Raw genomic sequence first — 16,615 nt, 5'->3', positions numbered from 1 at the left:
ACTAGAGTGTTAATTCCATCTGAATGTTGGAACGTTCATATGGAGAAGGGCGCCCGGCTACCTTTTTAAACCCTAATTTATGATATAGTCTGATAGCTGGTTCTAAAATGGTATTGCTTTCCAAATACAGGTTACGGGCGCCTAAAGACCTGGCTTTTTCTATAATAGCCTGGCATAACAGCCAGGCCAGATTTTTGCCCTGAGCTTTAGGGGATACTGCCAGTTTGGCCAGTTCATAATCATAATCCGGATCATTCATCTTTTGTAAGGCACATACACCCAATGGTTCGTTCTTGTATAATGCCACAAAAATATATCCCCCTTTATCGAGTATATAGCTCTGCGGATGATCTAAAGCCTTAAAATCTGACTCTTCCATCTTAAACCAGGTGCTGATCCACTCTTTATTCAGATCGCTAAATGCCTGCTGATATTCATTGCTGAAAGGAACTATCTGAATATACTGACTTTCCCTTTCCTTTTTCTTGGCTTTAACACGGTCGAACAGCGATTGCTGGGCCAAGAGGTATTCCCACTCTTCTATCGCCTTCCAAAGGTCATTATTGGCCTGGGTACTTAGTTCTTCAATTGCATTACCAACGTCGGTATATTGATCTTCCATGCTGGCTATATTCTCTTTTCCTTTAGCAGAGAGCCTTACAGTTGTTTTCCTGCCATCTGTTTCCTGCTGAGCTTCCTCTATCAGGCCTGCTTTTGTCATCTCTCTTATTATTTTACTAACGGAAGGATGAGAATGCCCGATTTCCTTTGCAATTTGGGTAATGGTTTTAGCGTCACTTTCTGACAAGGCAAAAAAGACAGGAAACCATTTAGGCTGGATTTGCTGGCCATAAGCCTTATAAATATTGGCGGCGTCATCGGTTATTTGTTCGGTTAGTAAGCGTAGTCGGCTTCCGATGGCCATTTTTCCTGTTTTGTTGAAGAATTCCATTTTAATACAATTAATTACGTAACTGATTACGTAAATGTATGCATTTTATGAAATTTCAAAAATTTTATTTTGATTTTATTTCTGGTAGGATGTTAAAGCCTGGTAAGTTCCTGGGGTAATTCCTTCGGAGTTTCTGAACAGCCTTACGAAGTAATTGGTATCATTAAAGCCACATTGAGCGCTAACCTGGCTTACGCTATAATTGGTATTTGCCAGTAGTTGTTTTGCCAGTTTCAGGCGTTCCCGGTTAATATATTGCAGAGGAGTAAGACCAAACTGGTTTTTAAACCACTTAAAGAAAAGGTTTCGGCTTAGGAAAGCCTTACGACAGAGTACATCCACTGAAATATTTTCAGTGAGGTGTTCATTTATATAGTGCAGTACAAAATGTAATCGGGTATTGTTACTATTATAGTCTTTCTCTTCAATAATCCGGTGTAGCTGCTGATTCTGAAACAACCGGATCAGAAGTTCCTTCATGCTTAGATCAGCGAAAATATCTCTTGACACTTCAGTACTACGGCAAATTTTCACCAGTTTACTGATCAGCGCGGCCAAATCGGCATCGTTATTAAAATGGTATTTATCGAACTGAAATCGCCAGTTTGCGGTCTCCCCCTCTCCTGGTCTGTAGTATTCGTTAAGGTAATGTACGGTATTTCGTATATACGTTTCATCTACAGAAAGCGCGATGCATTGAGTTGGGGTACTGTTATCTGCCTCCGGAAAATCTATAATCATGGTCTCATTTGCCGGTACTATCACCGTTTCCCCGGGAAGGTATTCGAACGAAGGTTTATCATATAAATGCATGATCTTTTTCCCCTGAACCATGCTGGTAATAACAAAATCGTTGAAAGTTAAAGGTATCCTGTAGGCCTGTTGATAGCTCTCAAATATACTGAGCTCACAATTCTTCAGATTGAAAATCCGTCGGTTTTCAACTAAGCGTTCCAGATATTTTGGATTCGTAAGGTCTAATTGTTGCAAGTAATTTTTTACAGGCATAACAGTATTTTACCTTAACCAATTTAACATAATTTCTAATGCCACAGAAAATACAGGTACAAATGTGCTATAGATAAGTACAAAATTAACAATGAGATAGGTGTCTTTTTAGCACTTTTGTGCCTCGGAAACCTGCTTTACGAATTTAACATCCACCTGGTAAAGCAAAAAGTCACCCCTCTACGGGATGACTTTTTTTATTTTAATTGACTTTTACATAAGTTTTCACTCCTCCTCCTGCAAAATTATTTCCGGCATCAGTTATCATCTTCAATGTATCACTGCTTAACTGATAAATAGCTGTTTTTTGCACACTGGCAGAAATTGTAATCAGGGAAACCTGCCCTCTGGATTCATCTTCCCCATATTTCACCTCAAAAGTACCTTTATCTATAAGACCGGTTTTATCATACATTTCAATTCTATTGCCAGTAAAACTAAGTATGTTTCCATTATTTGCCGGGTAGTCGTATTGGCCATTTTCCGCAAATTCAGATCTTAATTCATATTTACCAATGGGAGGCGCAGGGTATACATGCCTTTTTCTACAACTTGAAACAACAACAATGCTTACTAATAACAGTACTTGGGTAATTGTTTTCATCAGTGGAATTATTTGGTTGAAAATACTTAAACGAACAACCAGGCTTAGGAGTTACTTATCTGAACCACTATTTTTTTTGTAATAACTTATATGCTTGCTGAACAGCAACTTCCGAGTGATCCCAATTTCTCACTGCATCTTTTACCAAATCAGGATACTTCTTTTTAATATCTCTCAATGCATTCCCTACCGATCGTGTCAGATACACATTATCCTTCTTTGAGAGTTTGGGGGCTAAACTTGAAATAAGACCTACAGCCACTTCCGGGTTTTCTTTAAAATAACTTCTTGAAGTCCAGATTCTTAACCCCTCAATTACTGCCCTGTTAAGGGCCGGATGCTTCGCTTTTATCCATTCCCTGATCTGTGGTAGCGCCGCTTCATATCCAATAGCCGCTGAATAGCTATCCAGTGCTTTGGCCAGCATCTCCTGTACCTGCCAGCTCGGATCATCTACGACTTTCGTTGTCAGGTAATCCAAAGCCACAGGCTCCTGCGGAGCAATCTCTCCAAATAAAAAAACCGCCAGACTTCTTTCCTGATAAGCACCGGAAGACATTAGTGAGATAGCTATATTCAATGGCATCAGCGCATCATTCGCCAATATTTTGTTGCCTGCATCTACAACTGGCTTAAAGCCATGCTTCAAATCTTTTAAGGGAGCAATAATTGAGGATAACATAAAAAAGGGTTTATGATGCTATAAGTTTCTGTTCCAAAATTCGGAATAAAAATTCATATAGCTCATAAACCCTTACATCTAAGAAGTAGTAGGATCTATCGTAACAGGATGGCTTCCGTTCTTAATACCTGCTCTTTAACTGCTGCGCTTTCTGATGCATCAGCCAATAATTTCTTACACATTTGTAATATATCAGCTTTCTTATACGAATGCTCCTGCCAGCTCAATGCTTCAATAACAGCAACACGCAATTTTTCGTCCTCAGTTTTATCTGAAGCCAGCTGAATAGCACTCGAAAATGCCTGATGGTAATTATATGCTCTTAAAGTTGTGATGTTGAACAGTCTTTCCTTTTGTTTTTGAGACTTATCCATCATTACGTTTACATTATCTTTCAGGCTTTTTTCAGTTCTCAACTGATCTTCGATCAGCTTAGTCCTAAACTCACTGCTATCAACAAAGTAGTGATCATTTGATATTTGCTTATTCACTTCGTCAATAACGGTCTTTGGATTCATGAAAGCAAACGAGTTACGCACCTGAGAAGAAACCCTACGTGAATGCCTGTCTGCAATCGCAAGATTTACCAATGCCGGAACAGCTTCATCACTACCCCAATCGCCCAACCAGGTAGCAGCCAAACGACGTGTCAGTTCATAAGGATCATTGATGGCAGCTTTTAATACCATATGATAATCTGCATTATTGAAGTTGTGCAGCAATTTTATTGCTTCTAATCTTACAATCATGCTGGTAGAACTGAAGTATATATTTTTTAGATTTGAAGAAATCTTTTCATGCTGAATATTATATAAGTGCTTCATAGCCAGGCATTGCAAATCCGGCTCGCTACGCTTCAGCATTTCAACCCAGGTATCAGGATCATTAGTTTTCTTTACAATCAGATTATTAATATTTGGTATTCCCTTATTATTATTAGTGAATGCAAAAGTAGGATCACCAATCAGGTGGGTTTCTAACCAAGCTGTTTCACGCAACCAGTTACCAATTCTTACTCCATATTGCAATAACCCAAGTAATTCATCCGACCACTGATCCTGGATTACTCCAACCGAGTTAGCCATGGTTACAATGGTTTTACCCTTACCAAAAGAATAATGTCCGGCTAAATAATCATCAAGATGAAAAGCTCCGTTGATGCAGGCATCCAGCATTACAAAACGGGCATTAGGAACTACTTTCACCATATCCTCAATCACTATATTCTTATTGGCATCGCTAATAGAATCTGCCAGCATAACAGCCGGATCGAGGGCATCATCCATCCAGCTCATTGGCACTCCCATGCTTTCTACATATCCTTGCTTTACCTTTTGGATATCTGCACCTTTCTTACGGGAAGCACTTTGAATTTTGGAACGCAGGAAACGTTTGATATTATCAATGGAAGGTTGCGGATTATTAGCTAAAGGATAAGCACTCAGTATTTGAGTTTCCTCATCTCCATGTTCGTGAAACAATGCCATATCCAGTTCCGGACGCTGAATTTCAGACAACAGGTTGAACTTTATGTAAGTAGCCATCCTGAAGTTCATGAACTTAATTGAATTTCCAAATGCAAAGAGATGCGGGAATTGTTCCTTCAATGCCAACTGCTCTCCTGCCCATGCATTCAGTGACTCGGAGTGATAACCCTGACCGCTGAACACCATTGCATCGTTCAATTCATTGTTCTGTTTCTTTTCTGCAACCACCTTCATCAGGTAATCACTGATCTTTGCATAGATATCTTCACCTTTTTGCACCGGTGGTTTGATACGACCAGTATAGATATCCATTTGGATATTTTGTGGAGATGTTGCTTTAAGATTGTAGTAATAGTAATTTTTTTGTATTGAATCCTGTTTCAGAAACTCGAACTGCAAATCAAAATCATCATAGAATCTATCAGAAGGTACAGAAGAACGTTTCCAGTCGTGACGTTGATCCATCTTAAAGGCAGAGGTAAGATGCTGTGCATTACGAATCATAGGAACAGGAATATCTCCCACCAGCACTGCACCTTCCAACTTAATTGGTGCCTTATACAACTTCTGGAGTACGGCTCTGATTTCCTCCGGTTGCCCCCATTTTTTGGAAACAATATAGGTAGCCAATCCCTGTGCTTCAAGGGCTTGTTTGTATGCCTTAATTGCAGCTCCGGATTTTTGGAGTGTCACGTCATCAACTACAATGGCAAATGAGGTTGATGCTGTTTTAAGTCCGGGTGCTTCAATTTGCTGTGCATAAATCGACGTAGATGCAAATGAGGATAGTATCAGCAAACCTGCCGACAATTTTTTATATATATCTGTCATAAGTTTGTTTTTAGTGTAAATTCCAGTTGGTTAGTCTATTAATCGTTTGAATAGCTTCCTTTACAATTGATTCATCATTGGTAGTATCTTCACTGATAGCTTTGCAGGCCGCCAGTATCTGATCTTTCTGGTAGGAGGTCGAAAACCATCCCAGTGCTTCAATGATGCCAGTTCTGTATTGGTTGGTTTCTGATTTATCTTTAGCAACTTCGATTAAAGTTGGTACATATAGATGGTAGTTGCCATTACGAAGCGATCTTATAGCCGCCCAACGTGTAGCGTCTTTCTGACTACGGTCACGGATATTTACAATAGCCTTTCCTGCGGTAGCTTTATCTTTAGCTATTCTTTGTAACCAATTTTCGAGATAAGCATCTTTATCATAGATAAAATTGGCTGCTTTAACTTCTGCTTCCACAACCGCTTTTACTTTATCCCAATTCATAAGTGCCAAAGCCTTATAGTTGGTATACATTATGCGCTCATCGTTTGGCCGTTCTATTACATTCCTGACCAATGGAAGAATAAATCTGTCGCTCCCGTCTTTAGCAATCCAGTCGGACGCTTTACGGCGTACCATTTCATAGTTATCCATTAATGCCAGCTCCAGAATCTCCCTGTAAGTATCATTACCTATATTGGCCAGCAGGGCAAGACACTGCATTCTTACATTAGGAGAAAGAGATGTTTTGAAAGTCTTTGCCAGCAAATCACCCGCTGCCTTACCCTGGATCTGATAAATAGAACTGAGGGCCAGGCATTGAGTATTAGGGTCCTTGCTCTTTAGCATCGCCTGCCACGTAGCCAGTTTTGTTCCATCAAACAAAATCGCTTTATTAAGATCCTGACCGGAAGTTGTGAAACTCCATGTAGGATCACCTATCAACTGCGATTCAAGGGTATTGGTACGCATTGCCCAAACACCTGCACGTACTCCATACGTCAGTAATCCAATTTGTTCATGCAGCCATTTATCCTGCAATACATTCACTGTGTTTGCATGGGCGACGAGTGTATTCCCCGGATTAAAGACATAGGAATTGGCCATGTTCTGTTCTTCATAATATGCCCCGTTATCGCAGGCATTAAAGATCATAACTTTAGGATTCACTGCAATTTTTGCCAGATCAGCAGGTACAATATCCATTCCTGCAATTGCCAGGGAATCTGCAATTCTCAACGAATCATTGCCAATAACATTATCGAACCAGGCAGCGGTGATATTATACTTTTTTGTGAGAGCAGCTATTGCAGCGTCTGGAGACTGACCACGCTTTACACTTCTTCTGAAATCGCTACGGATAAACAGCTGCATATGACCTAACACATCATCCATATCGTCTGTCGAACTCAGTGAATTCACATGCTGCAGGGCAGCCAGACCATGATTGGTAAAGATGGCTAAATCCAGGTTATTGCGTTGTAGCTCACTCAATAGTCTTGGTTTCATATGATCTTCCATCCTGAAGTTGAGATGCCGGTGCTGATAAGGACTTTGATAAGCTAAAGGAAATAGTTCCTTCAACGCATCATTCTCATCCAGCCAGGCACTCATCGACTCAGAATTATAAGCAGGACCGGAAAAAGTAAGCAAATGATCTAACGCATCTTTCTTTACCCGGGCTGCAACTGCTTTTTTCAGAAAGTGACTGATGGCAACACTTTGATTTTCCGGATGAGGACCCGGACAAATTCTTGCACTGTAAAAATCAGATTGAATTACCTGAGGTGAGGTTTCTGTAAGCTCATAATAAAAGAGCTGTGGGTTTTTCGTATCCCGACTTACAAATCTGAATTGCAGATGAGAATCGTCATAAAACCTGTCGGAAGCCACAGAACTGCGATAGAGGTCGTATTTCAACTCATCTATCTTCAATGCTGTAGTCATATGCTGAGCATTTCTGATCATAGGAATCGGAACATTTCCGATTAACACAGTACCTTCCAGCAAAGGTTTTTCGTGGCGTAGTTGCTGAAGAATGGTTTTAACTTCTTCAGGATTATTCCATCGGTTGATGATGAGGTAGGCACTTATCCCTTCTTTTGTTTCCAACATATCTTTGTAGGCATCCACATCGGCCTGCGTACGGATATATGTTTGTTCGTCTATCACTATAGCTACTGCCGTAGGAAATTGCTTACCCGGTTTATTGATCCGGGCTTGCGCCCATAGTTGGGAGCAGGCAAATAACCAGGCAAAGCTGAGAATGAGTTTCTTCATTGTAAATCTTTTAATAAAAAGCGCCTATTGTAAATACGAATCTGTTGCGACCTCCATCCGGGCCGGTAGGAATCAACGGAGCAGATGTTCTCTGGGTAGTTATTCCATTCAGCTTAATAAAGAAACGGGCAGCAGCAGCCTCTTTCCAGCTAAAATGATACTGAACACCGGCACCCGCAGTAAGCATATTTGCTGTATAATAATCGTGATCAGGGTACAACATTCTTTGTGCAATTATATTAGTACCACTAGTCATAAGTAAATAATTCAAATATCCGTCGATGTTCGATTGATAAGCACCATATACCTGAGCTTCCAGGCCACTATACTTACCAAAGCTCCAGGTATATGCCCCTGTAACATCATAGCGTATACTTGAAAAGTGCTGGCGGGAATATGGTACCAGGTATTTATTTTCTACATCGTTCCAGGAAACTCCGGCTTTGGCATACCAGGCATATTGCGAAGCTGTTTTATTCTTCACCAACATATATTCCAGGCGGGCATTGCTTTCTGAAGCTGCATAGAACTTAGCCTCAAGTATGGTTTTCCAGAATCCATCTATCAATTTCTGATGACTCTCAATACCACTACCATCAATCATTTGATAACCCACGGAAACACGATGAGCAAAGGTTCCCGGTGTATATAGCCAGGTAGAAGTTCCTCCGTATTCCTGACGTTTGTAAGTACCGCCGGCAACCGGGAGTCCCGAACCATCAGTTACATTTTCTTCATAGGAAGTATAGGCAACTTCTGTTAACCATTGCCAGCGATTAACCTGAAGATTATATTGAAATGCGCCTCCATAGCGCTTTCCATTATAATTTCTGTTTGCACTGGTAGATAAAATAGTTGGAGGAGAAGCATATTGTCCTAATCCCAATAACTTATATAGGCTATGGGTTACTGTTGTATTCTTTACTTCAAAAGAAACAGTTTCATTATAGAAACCATACAATCCGTTAATACCTATCTGATGTTTTTTACCTAACAGATAGATTAAGGATGGTTTGATGTTGAAGTCACCCGAATTATTCAAAGGCCTTGGATCATTTTGTCTCGCACCGGTACCTACACTATATTGGAGACCTGCACCTAAAACAAGCTTTTCATGGGCCAGCAGGCCAGTGGCAGCTTTTACTTCCATGTCGAACAATTGCTTTTTCCAGTTGCCACCAATAGAATCCACCATGTTATATGGAGTTCCCCGGTATGGGTTCAGCAAATCATTCCAGCGCACATTATCGCTGTATTGTTGAGCATAATTGAAGCTACCATAAATCACTCCTCCTTTCAATGGCTGATAGCGGGAAGAATGAAACATGAATTGTTTATCCTTTTCCGGCTGCTGTGATTTTTTAAAATCTCCATTTTCCAGATTAGCCCCCAGATAAGTATACCCGGCAACCGGCACATTACTCAACTTCAAGCCGCTGGCATTCTCTGTTTGTAACCAGGGCTTCAGCAACGTCACTTGCTGCGGTTGCACCGGCTGCCCGTTTTGTGCATAGACAGCCGATGAAAGCGCACAACAGCATAATATAATCCGTATATGCTTCAATGTAATTATGTTTTATTTTTTAGGAGTAGGAGTCGCTACTACTTTAAAATCGTCGGTTGTATTATTGGTATCCTGGTAAATAAGACGACCATTAGTACCAGTTGCTTTTGATTTACGAACCATTGATTCACCGGTATAAGTACCTCCGGCATAACCAAAGCCCGCATCCAGAGAAACAGGAATTCTTTTCTTATCGCCAACAGTTGCACTTGCCAGGAATTCTACTGCATCTATTACATTTGCATTAGGAACCTGCGCCAGCTGAGTTGATGAAGTTGTACCTGGTTCGGTAAATAATGGTAAAGAAGCCGGATCTGCATGTTTAAAGATGATCATACTCGCACCGAATACATAGGTCTGCCAGTAGAAGCCAGCATTTGGAGCATAGATCTGGATCATGTTCGGTACATCCGGATTATCCACATCCTTGGAAGCAGCAGCATTTACATAAACTTCAAAATCTGCAATTCCGGTTCCGAGATCAACAGAATTAGGATTGCCTGCAGGATCAGTTTTATGATTAATTGCAGTTTGTGCAATGATGATAGATTTTCCCGGCTCAATAGGATGTGATTTACCATTTCCAGGAACCATCCAGATATTACGAACATATACATTGTTTACATCTGACTGGAAACCTGTTGGTTTTGAAGAAGCAGAGTTGCCCGGACTACCGTGAACATCAGCAATACAAAGACTATCTGCATACACTACTTCAGTTGAGTTATTGTAGATTTCATAAAACTGATCAATAAGATAGTTGGTTCCGCCCGGAGTTCTTGAACAGGCGTAGTATACCTCTTTAAATACCAATCCACCTACCTTCGATCCATTCAATACCAAATCCAGCGGCGCTGCATCAATCTGAATTACATGATTCAAAGCAGAAGCATTCAGATATACAGCTGTTGAATACCCGGTTAAACTAAGTGCTTCTTCAGCCGTCAGGTCTTTCGACGCTATTACCTGGTAGTTTCCTGGTAAGATGCCGTTAAAGGTTGCAACACCTTCTGCATTCGTTGTTGCTACGGAGGTAGTATTAGTTACAGAGTTCTTTAAAGTTACCTTTACTCCTACCGCTACCGTGCTGGTATAAGAAGCAGGGTAACTTACTTTCACATTATAATTTACCGTAGGTGCTTGACTGTCTTTTTTGCAGGCGCTCAACACCAAAATCATAGCGCATATGCAGGCACTCACTTGTTGAAGGATTCTTTTCATACTCATTCTTGATTTAGAATTTGACATTTATTTCAGTTCCAAAAAATAATCGTTGATTTCGTCGATCATAGGTAGTTGGGTTTCTTGTGCTTCTCTCCAATGGATTACTCATAAACACATTATTGGCATAGAAGGAGAAACCAATATTCTTTCCAATCTCCTTTGTTAAACGCATATTGAACAACCATAAAGGCTTCCAGGATTCTGTTATATAATTGGCAGGAGAAATCGGCAGAATAATTTCCCTGTCGGCCAGGTTTTTCCTCGAAAGCAGCATTCTCTCATCTTCGCTGAGCCAGTTGATACTTCCATCGGTTCTACTGATATATCCAACAGCCAGACTATCATAATTCAGGTATTTATTTTTGCTAACCCAGAGCGTTTGTGCAGATAATGTAATTACAAACCTTAGCTGAGGAATATGGTGAATCATTCTTAGCGTTGTGCTGAATTGTTCATCTTCTTTTCCCCTGCCGGGTGCATATACTCCAACCCTGTCTGGCTCCACTTCTCCGGCCCTGTAAGGATTTCCTTTCAGTATATAATAATTGGTGCTGATGCTCTGTGAGTTCATATACGCACCATTGAAAACAAAAGAGGTACGTAATGCCTCAAAACGGCCAAGGTCTAAATCAAATTCAACTCCTTTATTTGTATTTAGCGCATCATTTACCGGCATATCATAAGCAGGCATCCTATTAATCACAGCACCAGTTTCAACACTTTGCTGACCACCATTATTTACAACCTTGTAAAGCTGCAGAGGCATTACATTAATAGAATTGAACGTGGTTAAGAAACTATAACCATTCTTCAGTTTCTCGTGATAAGCTGTGATAGTAAGACGTTTATTATCTGCGAATTGCCAATCGAAGCCAATTTCCTTTTTGTTATTAACCGCCATTTTCAGCTGCTCATTAGCTGGTTGATATACCTTGGTAGTAGCAATCATTACCCTTTTTGAGGGATCATCGCTGTAGGAATTCAGATTAATATAATCGAAGTAGGCATTCTCAGGATACAGGTATAATAAAGACGGAGATTTAGCTGTGATACCAACTCCCGCTCTTAAATACAACTTAGGCATCAGAGGATAAGCCAGATTAACACGAGGTGATAACACCCCTCCTGTTTTTGATACCTGATCATATCTTAAACCTGCCTGAATCGTAAGTTGGCGTTGCAAAAAGTTAGCAGTAATTCTATCTTCTGCATAGGCAGATAATTGCTGCAATGCAGGAATGTCTTTAAACGGGCGGGGTCTTGTAACGCTACCATCACTACCAATAGCTGGAGGGAGATTCAGGTCAAATGTTTTTCCATCCCCAAAGTTTGCATCCATCTTCCATTCAGCCCCCATCAATACTCTATGTTTGAATACTCCTGTTTTTCCGAAAAAGCTATTGGTAACTTTAGCGAAAGCATTCATAGGTCTGCCGTTGATCCAGTATTTAGATAAGTATTCACTCTGCAAATAGCTGGAATACATGGTAGTATCCTTCATGGAGTTGATAAGTGGTGTAATACCTCCTCCGATTTGCTTCTGATAAAACCCATCCTGTACACTGTAATTCAGCGACAGTGTATAATTCAGCATTCTGGCAAACTTCCGTTGCAGGCTCCATTTACCAGAGGTATTAAATCTGAAGGCCATATCCTTTGATCGGCGCACTATTTTCTGTGCATAATCGTCAGGGTCTTGTTTCTGATTATCGAGGTTGGTAGCGAATGTAAAACCGGTTGTTGCGAATAATGGTTGGTTTTTGAAAAATTTCTTGGAGTGTAAAGCGTTAATAGTTACACGGTTAAAAGCGTTATAATCATACCGCTGATCGCTATATGATTTGGTATAGTCAACATCCAGGTTCAGACTTCCATATTTTTCGCCCAGCGCAAATCCTTTGCCCAGCCACATTTGTGTAAGCGTTGGGTTAATACGTGCTTTCAGGTGATAGGGAGTCGGACCAGCTTTTGTTTTAACAAGGATTGCTCCAGAAGTAAGGTCGCCATACTCTACAGAAGGCACACCTCTTATCACTTCAATTGATTCTATATTATCTGCAGATACCTGTCTTAAATCTGTTCCGCCACCTGAACTGGTTTCAAAACCGGCCAAAGCACCGCTTTTAGCTGTATTAAGTGATTGGAGATTTGCATTATTGGATAAAGGAGCACCATTTAAAATTACTGCGGTTCCCAAACTACCCATATTATCAGGAGATATCTGTCGGATTGCAAATCTGTTCACCTTCGACATATCCGGGTTTTTGGCCAAAGCACCGGGTAATAACTGCATTACATCGGCCAGACTAGTGGCCTGTAAATGTTCAATAGCTGTTTGCGAAATATGTGAGGCAGTAGCACTACCGGCACGACTCTCACTTGCAACCACCTGTACTTCCTTTAGTGCCAACGCTTGTTTATCGAGTTCCAGACTTAGTTTATAAACCTGCGGAGTATTTACTATTACCGTAGTTTCAGAGGGTACGGTATTAAGACTTTGAATGGTAACTCTGACCTTACCTAATGGAATTTCTTTAAAATAAAAAGTTCCGGTTGTATCAGTAACTGTAAATAATCCAAGTTCCGGAACGCTCACACTTGCGGCGATAACCGGGCGGCCCGAACTCTTTTCAGTAACCCTTCCTGTTATAGCCCCAGATGAACTTTTAATTGCTGCAGGTGCAATCGGAATCGTATCCGCAGGAATGAGTAGGCTAACATTACTAACGGTACTATGTTGTGGAGAATTATTACGTTCTAGCTTAATAATGGAGAAATAGTTATCACCTATATTAACAGGTACCAGTCCTTTAGGTGTTAGGATTGCCTGCAGTACATTTTCGGCATTGCTTTTACGAAGGTCTCTCCAGTTATAGGTTACTTTTACTTCTCTAACCAGGCTGCTTTCATAAACGAAACGGGTATTCCATTCCTGAGTAATTCTTTTCAGTGCATCTACCAGGAAGATAGTTTGCTGTTCATTTGCTTCGTATAGAGATGTTTGAAACTGAGCTTGAGCTGCTTGTAAGCTACAAGTCAGCAAACCAAAACTAATGAAGGCATAGGCGTATTTCTTTATCATTATCAGTTTCTTACTTTAAGCTGTATTATGGTATCCTGTACTGTTATCTCTGCATTCAAAATCACGCTAAGGGCTTTAAGGGCTTGTGTTTCATTATTTGAAGGCAGCATTCCATCCACTTTCTTTTCTAAAAGTATTGGGTCAGAAATAATCAGTTCCTTGTTATAGTAATCTTTAAACATTGCAATGATTTCCTTTACAGTTGTTTCCTGTAACAGGATGTTATGACCTTTCCACTCCCGTGTTTCAGCCGGACTAGTAATTTGTTTGGTGATCACTCTTGCTTTTGTATCAGCAACCACTGTTTCGCCTGGTTGAAGAAGATGTTGAGCTACTCCCGGCATCTGTACCTGAATTTTACCGTTATCGAGAGATACGCTGGTTTGTCCATGGCGGTTCTTTACCAGAAAGGCTGTACCAAGTACTCTTACATCAACGCCTCCGTCTATATGTACAGTAAAGCTATTATGAGCAACGGGTAGTATATCGAAGTATGCTTCTCCTTTTAACCAGATTTCTCTTAATTGATTCGGGTTTTTCGGGGTTCGGTAAATAACTTCAGAGTTAGCGGCCAGCATAACTTTGGAGCCATCCGGCAGGAAGAAAGTAGTGTCTTTACCGAAACCGGTTTTGCAAATAAATGCCTGTTGTTTATTATAATAGGTAAGTCCAACTGTTAGTACACCCAAACCAACAATAGCTGCAGCATATCTATAGGCAAAGCGGAACCATTTAACAGAATTGATATGTGGTATTGATTGTTCTATATTCTTATTAATCTGATTCCAGACACGTTGATGTGACTCCGCCGAAGGGAAAACCGGCAGGTATCGTAGTTCATTTACCATACCCCTTGCTTCTTCAATTATTACAGCCTTTTCAGGAAACTGTATTTTAATCTTCTCCCAATGGGCATTGAGCTGTAGATCTACGGTGTTCCCGTTAGTCCAGTTTTTAAAATCTTCGTCTGCCAGGAAGTCGGCCAATTCGTATTGCTGATAGTCTTTAATCCCCATAGCTAGTCTGGCGGGTTTTATTTTAATAGATATACAGTTGCATTAGCCCATTTTATCCCACGGGTGAAAAAAAAATTTTCATTGCAGGAAAAATGCTGCATATCAATGCATTAAGAAATTGGAGTTATTAAAGCAGCTTAACGTTTACCCTATATTTCGGTAGATACAGGGTTGGATAAAAGTCGGAGGGTTGAGATAAGTATAGTAAGCAAATACAATTCAGAATTAGCTTTAAGGCTGTCCAATGCTCTATAAATTAGTTTATAGGCTCCACCAACCTGCATATTCAGGACCTCTGCTACTTCCTGGTAGCTCATATCTTCTACGTAGAAGAGGAAGATAGCTTCCTGTTGTCGGGGAGTCAATTTTTTAAGCATGGCTTGCATTCTTTCACTCATTTCGTTTTTAAATTCGATAGGTGCTACGCTAAGGTCGAAATGTAGAAAGTTGTCGCTTCCTCCTATTGGCAATAGTTTCCTTCTTCCGGCCAGTTTATTGTAAAGCAGATGGCGGAAAGACTTAAATAGGTAATGTTTAATTGATACTGGGTTGCCTAATGTTTCGCGATTTAGCCACAGTTTGACGAATAGGTCCTGAATACATTCTTCCAATAATAGCGTATCGTTTCCGAAGCGGCGAGCATAATTTAACAGATGCGGATAATAATTATCGTAGATCCATTGAAATTCATGCTGGTTCCCTTCTTTAAACGACAGCCATTTTTGGTTGATATTCTGATCCATTCACATTAAAGATAACCTGCGTTGATAATTTACAGGGTGAACATAGGATGGTAACAATGAAACAAAAATAATAACCTAACGAAGAGAGTGTTTATAAATACGGGAAATTTTTTTTAGAAATTAGGAAAAATCGATTTAGTGATTTGTATTCATCTTAAGAATAAAGGTTGTTTCATCACTATTAAAGGGTCTTCCGTCCGGGTAGAAGATATCGTGATACCAAAGTTCAGGTACGGGCTCCCCTCCTTTATTGCCTTGAGGATAATTGGTTTGTGATTTACCAGCCACCAATCCCCAATTGATTGCGCCCACTTTTTTAGCTTTCATCAAAGGCATATGGGTAGCAAAAGTGCTGTTATTGGGGCGTTTCATATATTCTGTACAGATAAGAGGGCGGTTATAGGATTGTAGTGTATCTATAGCAGAAAGCATGGAAGCCGTATCTCTGTAATTATGGAAAGTGATAATATCTGAATTGGCTATCTGAAATTCGTTAAATGCAGTAAAATTTGGGTTCCAGAGGCCAATTGTAATTGGTTGGGAAGGATGTATACTTCTGGCCCAGGCAACTACGTTACGGAGCAGGGGCCAGCTTTTATCGCCATGTCCGAAGTGACCTGGTTCATTATATAAATCCCAGATACGGATACGGTTATCGTTTCGGAAAGTGGACATAATATCTTTTACATAAACTTCCAGTGTATCCATTAACGCGGGTTGCTGATCTATCAGGCTGCCTGGATCTTTGAGCCACTGGCTGTTATGAACACCAGGGATAGGGAGAGGCTGAGGCCCGGGAGTATAATGGTCTTTCCAGCAATCGTCGAAAAACACGAAGATGGTTTTGATCCCATGATTTTCCGCAATAGCCAGGTATTGGTGTATTCTGTTTTTAAATCCTGTACTATCTTCCAACCAGGCCAGGTGGTGTAAATAAACACGCATGGTGTTAAATCCAATAGCTGCGGCATATCCCAACTCCCGGTTAATTGTAGCGGTATCGAAAGTTTCTTCTTGCCACATCTCCAGCTGATTAACCGCAGTGGAAGGAAGGAAATTAGCACCTGTAATCCAGGGTTGCTGCTGATACCAATTATTGGCCTGCTCTACAGACCAGATTTCCTGTGCGTAAATCGGTTTTGAGATTAGAATTAAAAAACAATAAAACAGAGATTTCATGACGTATATTTTGTATATTAAT

The 16,615-nt window shown here is 40.4% G+C and carries 12 protein-coding genes; all 12 read right to left on the bottom strand.

What is annotated here, in order from left to right; all coding sequences use genetic code 11:
* Position 1: 1 nt before the first annotated feature.
* A complete protein-coding gene (locus DVR12_RS01985; protein ID WP_116973772.1) occupies positions 2-952 on the bottom strand; it encodes a bifunctional helix-turn-helix transcriptional regulator/GNAT family N-acetyltransferase in 951 nt (316 codons plus the stop codon).
* A gap of 75 nt (positions 953-1,027) precedes the next feature.
* A complete protein-coding gene (locus DVR12_RS01980) occupies positions 1,028-1,960 on the bottom strand; it encodes an AraC family transcriptional regulator (RefSeq protein ID WP_116973771.1) in 933 nt (310 codons plus the stop codon).
* A gap of 202 nt (positions 1,961-2,162) precedes the next feature.
* Positions 2,163-2,564, bottom strand: a complete 402-nt coding sequence (locus DVR12_RS01975) for a hypothetical protein (protein ID WP_116973770.1) — start codon at positions 2,562-2,564, stop codon at positions 2,163-2,165.
* A 67-nt stretch (positions 2,565-2,631) separates the two neighbouring features.
* Positions 2,632-3,246 (bottom strand): DNA alkylation repair protein, encoded by a 615-nt coding sequence (locus tag DVR12_RS01970; RefSeq protein ID WP_116973769.1) that lies wholly within the window; start codon positions 3,244-3,246, stop codon positions 2,632-2,634.
* Between the two features lie 95 nt (positions 3,247-3,341).
* On the bottom strand, positions 3,342-5,564 hold the full coding sequence (locus tag DVR12_RS01965; RefSeq protein ID WP_116973768.1) for a HEAT repeat domain-containing protein: 2,223 nt from the start codon (positions 5,562-5,564) through the stop codon (positions 3,342-3,344).
* Between the two features lie 10 nt (positions 5,565-5,574).
* A complete protein-coding gene (locus DVR12_RS01960) occupies positions 5,575-7,785 on the bottom strand; it encodes a HEAT repeat domain-containing protein (protein ID WP_116973767.1) in 2,211 nt (736 codons plus the stop codon).
* A 10-nt stretch (positions 7,786-7,795) separates the two neighbouring features.
* Positions 7,796-9,349, bottom strand: coding sequence for a DUF6850 family outer membrane beta-barrel protein (locus tag DVR12_RS01955; protein ID WP_147323393.1), 1,554 nt, complete (start codon positions 9,347-9,349; stop codon positions 7,796-7,798).
* A 12-nt stretch (positions 9,350-9,361) separates the two neighbouring features.
* Positions 9,362-10,570: a DUF4876 domain-containing protein gene (locus DVR12_RS01950; RefSeq protein WP_158563182.1), complete on the bottom strand. Its 1,209-nt coding sequence runs from the start codon at positions 10,568-10,570 to the stop codon at positions 9,362-9,364.
* Positions 10,571-10,583: 13 nt separating this feature from the next.
* Positions 10,584-13,655 carry a TonB-dependent receptor gene (locus tag DVR12_RS01945; RefSeq protein WP_116973764.1) on the bottom strand — a complete coding sequence of 1,024 codons (3,072 nt, stop codon included), beginning with the start codon at positions 13,653-13,655 and terminating at the stop codon, positions 10,584-10,586.
* A 2-nt stretch (positions 13,656-13,657) separates the two neighbouring features.
* Positions 13,658-14,671 carry a FecR family protein gene (locus DVR12_RS01940; RefSeq protein WP_116973763.1) on the bottom strand — a complete coding sequence of 338 codons (1,014 nt, stop codon included), beginning with the start codon at positions 14,669-14,671 and terminating at the stop codon, positions 13,658-13,660.
* Positions 14,672-14,820: 149 nt separating this feature from the next.
* Positions 14,821-15,414, bottom strand: a complete 594-nt coding sequence (locus tag DVR12_RS01935; RefSeq protein ID WP_116973762.1) for an RNA polymerase sigma factor — start codon at positions 15,412-15,414, stop codon at positions 14,821-14,823.
* A 135-nt stretch (positions 15,415-15,549) separates the two neighbouring features.
* Entirely contained in the window at positions 15,550-16,593 is a 1,044-nt protein-coding gene (locus DVR12_RS01930; RefSeq protein ID WP_116973761.1) for a glycoside hydrolase family 2 TIM barrel-domain containing protein, read from the bottom strand.
* Positions 16,594-16,615 lie beyond the last annotated feature (22 nt).

The sequence above is a fragment of the Chitinophaga silvatica genome, from assembly GCF_003419895.1.
Lineage (GTDB): Bacteria > Bacteroidota > Bacteroidia > Chitinophagales > Chitinophagaceae > Chitinophaga > Chitinophaga silvatica.
Note: the sequence above shows the minus strand (reverse complement) of the source record. Positions and strands in the feature narration are given on the sequence as shown.

What these genes read in the sequence shown, in the direction of transcription:
- DVR12_RS01980 (WP_116973771.1), bottom strand. Translation starts at nt 1,960, where the DNA reads ATGCCTGTAAAAAATTACTTGCAACAATTAGACCTTACGAATCCAAAA.
- DVR12_RS01985 (WP_116973772.1), bottom strand. Translation starts at nt 952, where the DNA reads ATGGAATTCTTCAACAAAACAGGAAAAATGGCCATCGGAAGCCGACTA.
- DVR12_RS01960 (WP_116973767.1), bottom strand. Translation starts at nt 7,785, where the DNA reads ATGAAGAAACTCATTCTCAGCTTTGCCTGGTTATTTGCCTGCTCCCAA.
- DVR12_RS01970 (WP_116973769.1), bottom strand. Translation starts at nt 3,246, where the DNA reads ATGTTATCCTCAATTATTGCTCCCTTAAAAGATTTGAAGCATGGCTTT.
- DVR12_RS01940 (WP_116973763.1), bottom strand. Translation starts at nt 14,671, where the DNA reads ATGGGGATTAAAGACTATCAGCAATACGAATTGGCCGACTTCCTGGCA.
- DVR12_RS01935 (WP_116973762.1), bottom strand. Translation starts at nt 15,414, where the DNA reads ATGGATCAGAATATCAACCAAAAATGGCTGTCGTTTAAAGAAGGGAAC.
- DVR12_RS01945 (WP_116973764.1), bottom strand. Translation starts at nt 13,655, where the DNA reads ATGATAAAGAAATACGCCTATGCCTTCATTAGTTTTGGTTTGCTGACT.
- DVR12_RS01930 (WP_116973761.1), bottom strand. Translation starts at nt 16,593, where the DNA reads ATGAAATCTCTGTTTTATTGTTTTTTAATTCTAATCTCAAAACCGATT.
- DVR12_RS01965 (WP_116973768.1), bottom strand. Translation starts at nt 5,564, where the DNA reads ATGACAGATATATATAAAAAATTGTCGGCAGGTTTGCTGATACTATCC.
- DVR12_RS01975 (WP_116973770.1), bottom strand. Translation starts at nt 2,564, where the DNA reads ATGAAAACAATTACCCAAGTACTGTTATTAGTAAGCATTGTTGTTGTT.
- DVR12_RS01950 (WP_158563182.1), bottom strand. Translation starts at nt 10,570, where the DNA reads ATGAAAAGAATCCTTCAACAAGTGAGTGCCTGCATATGCGCTATGATT.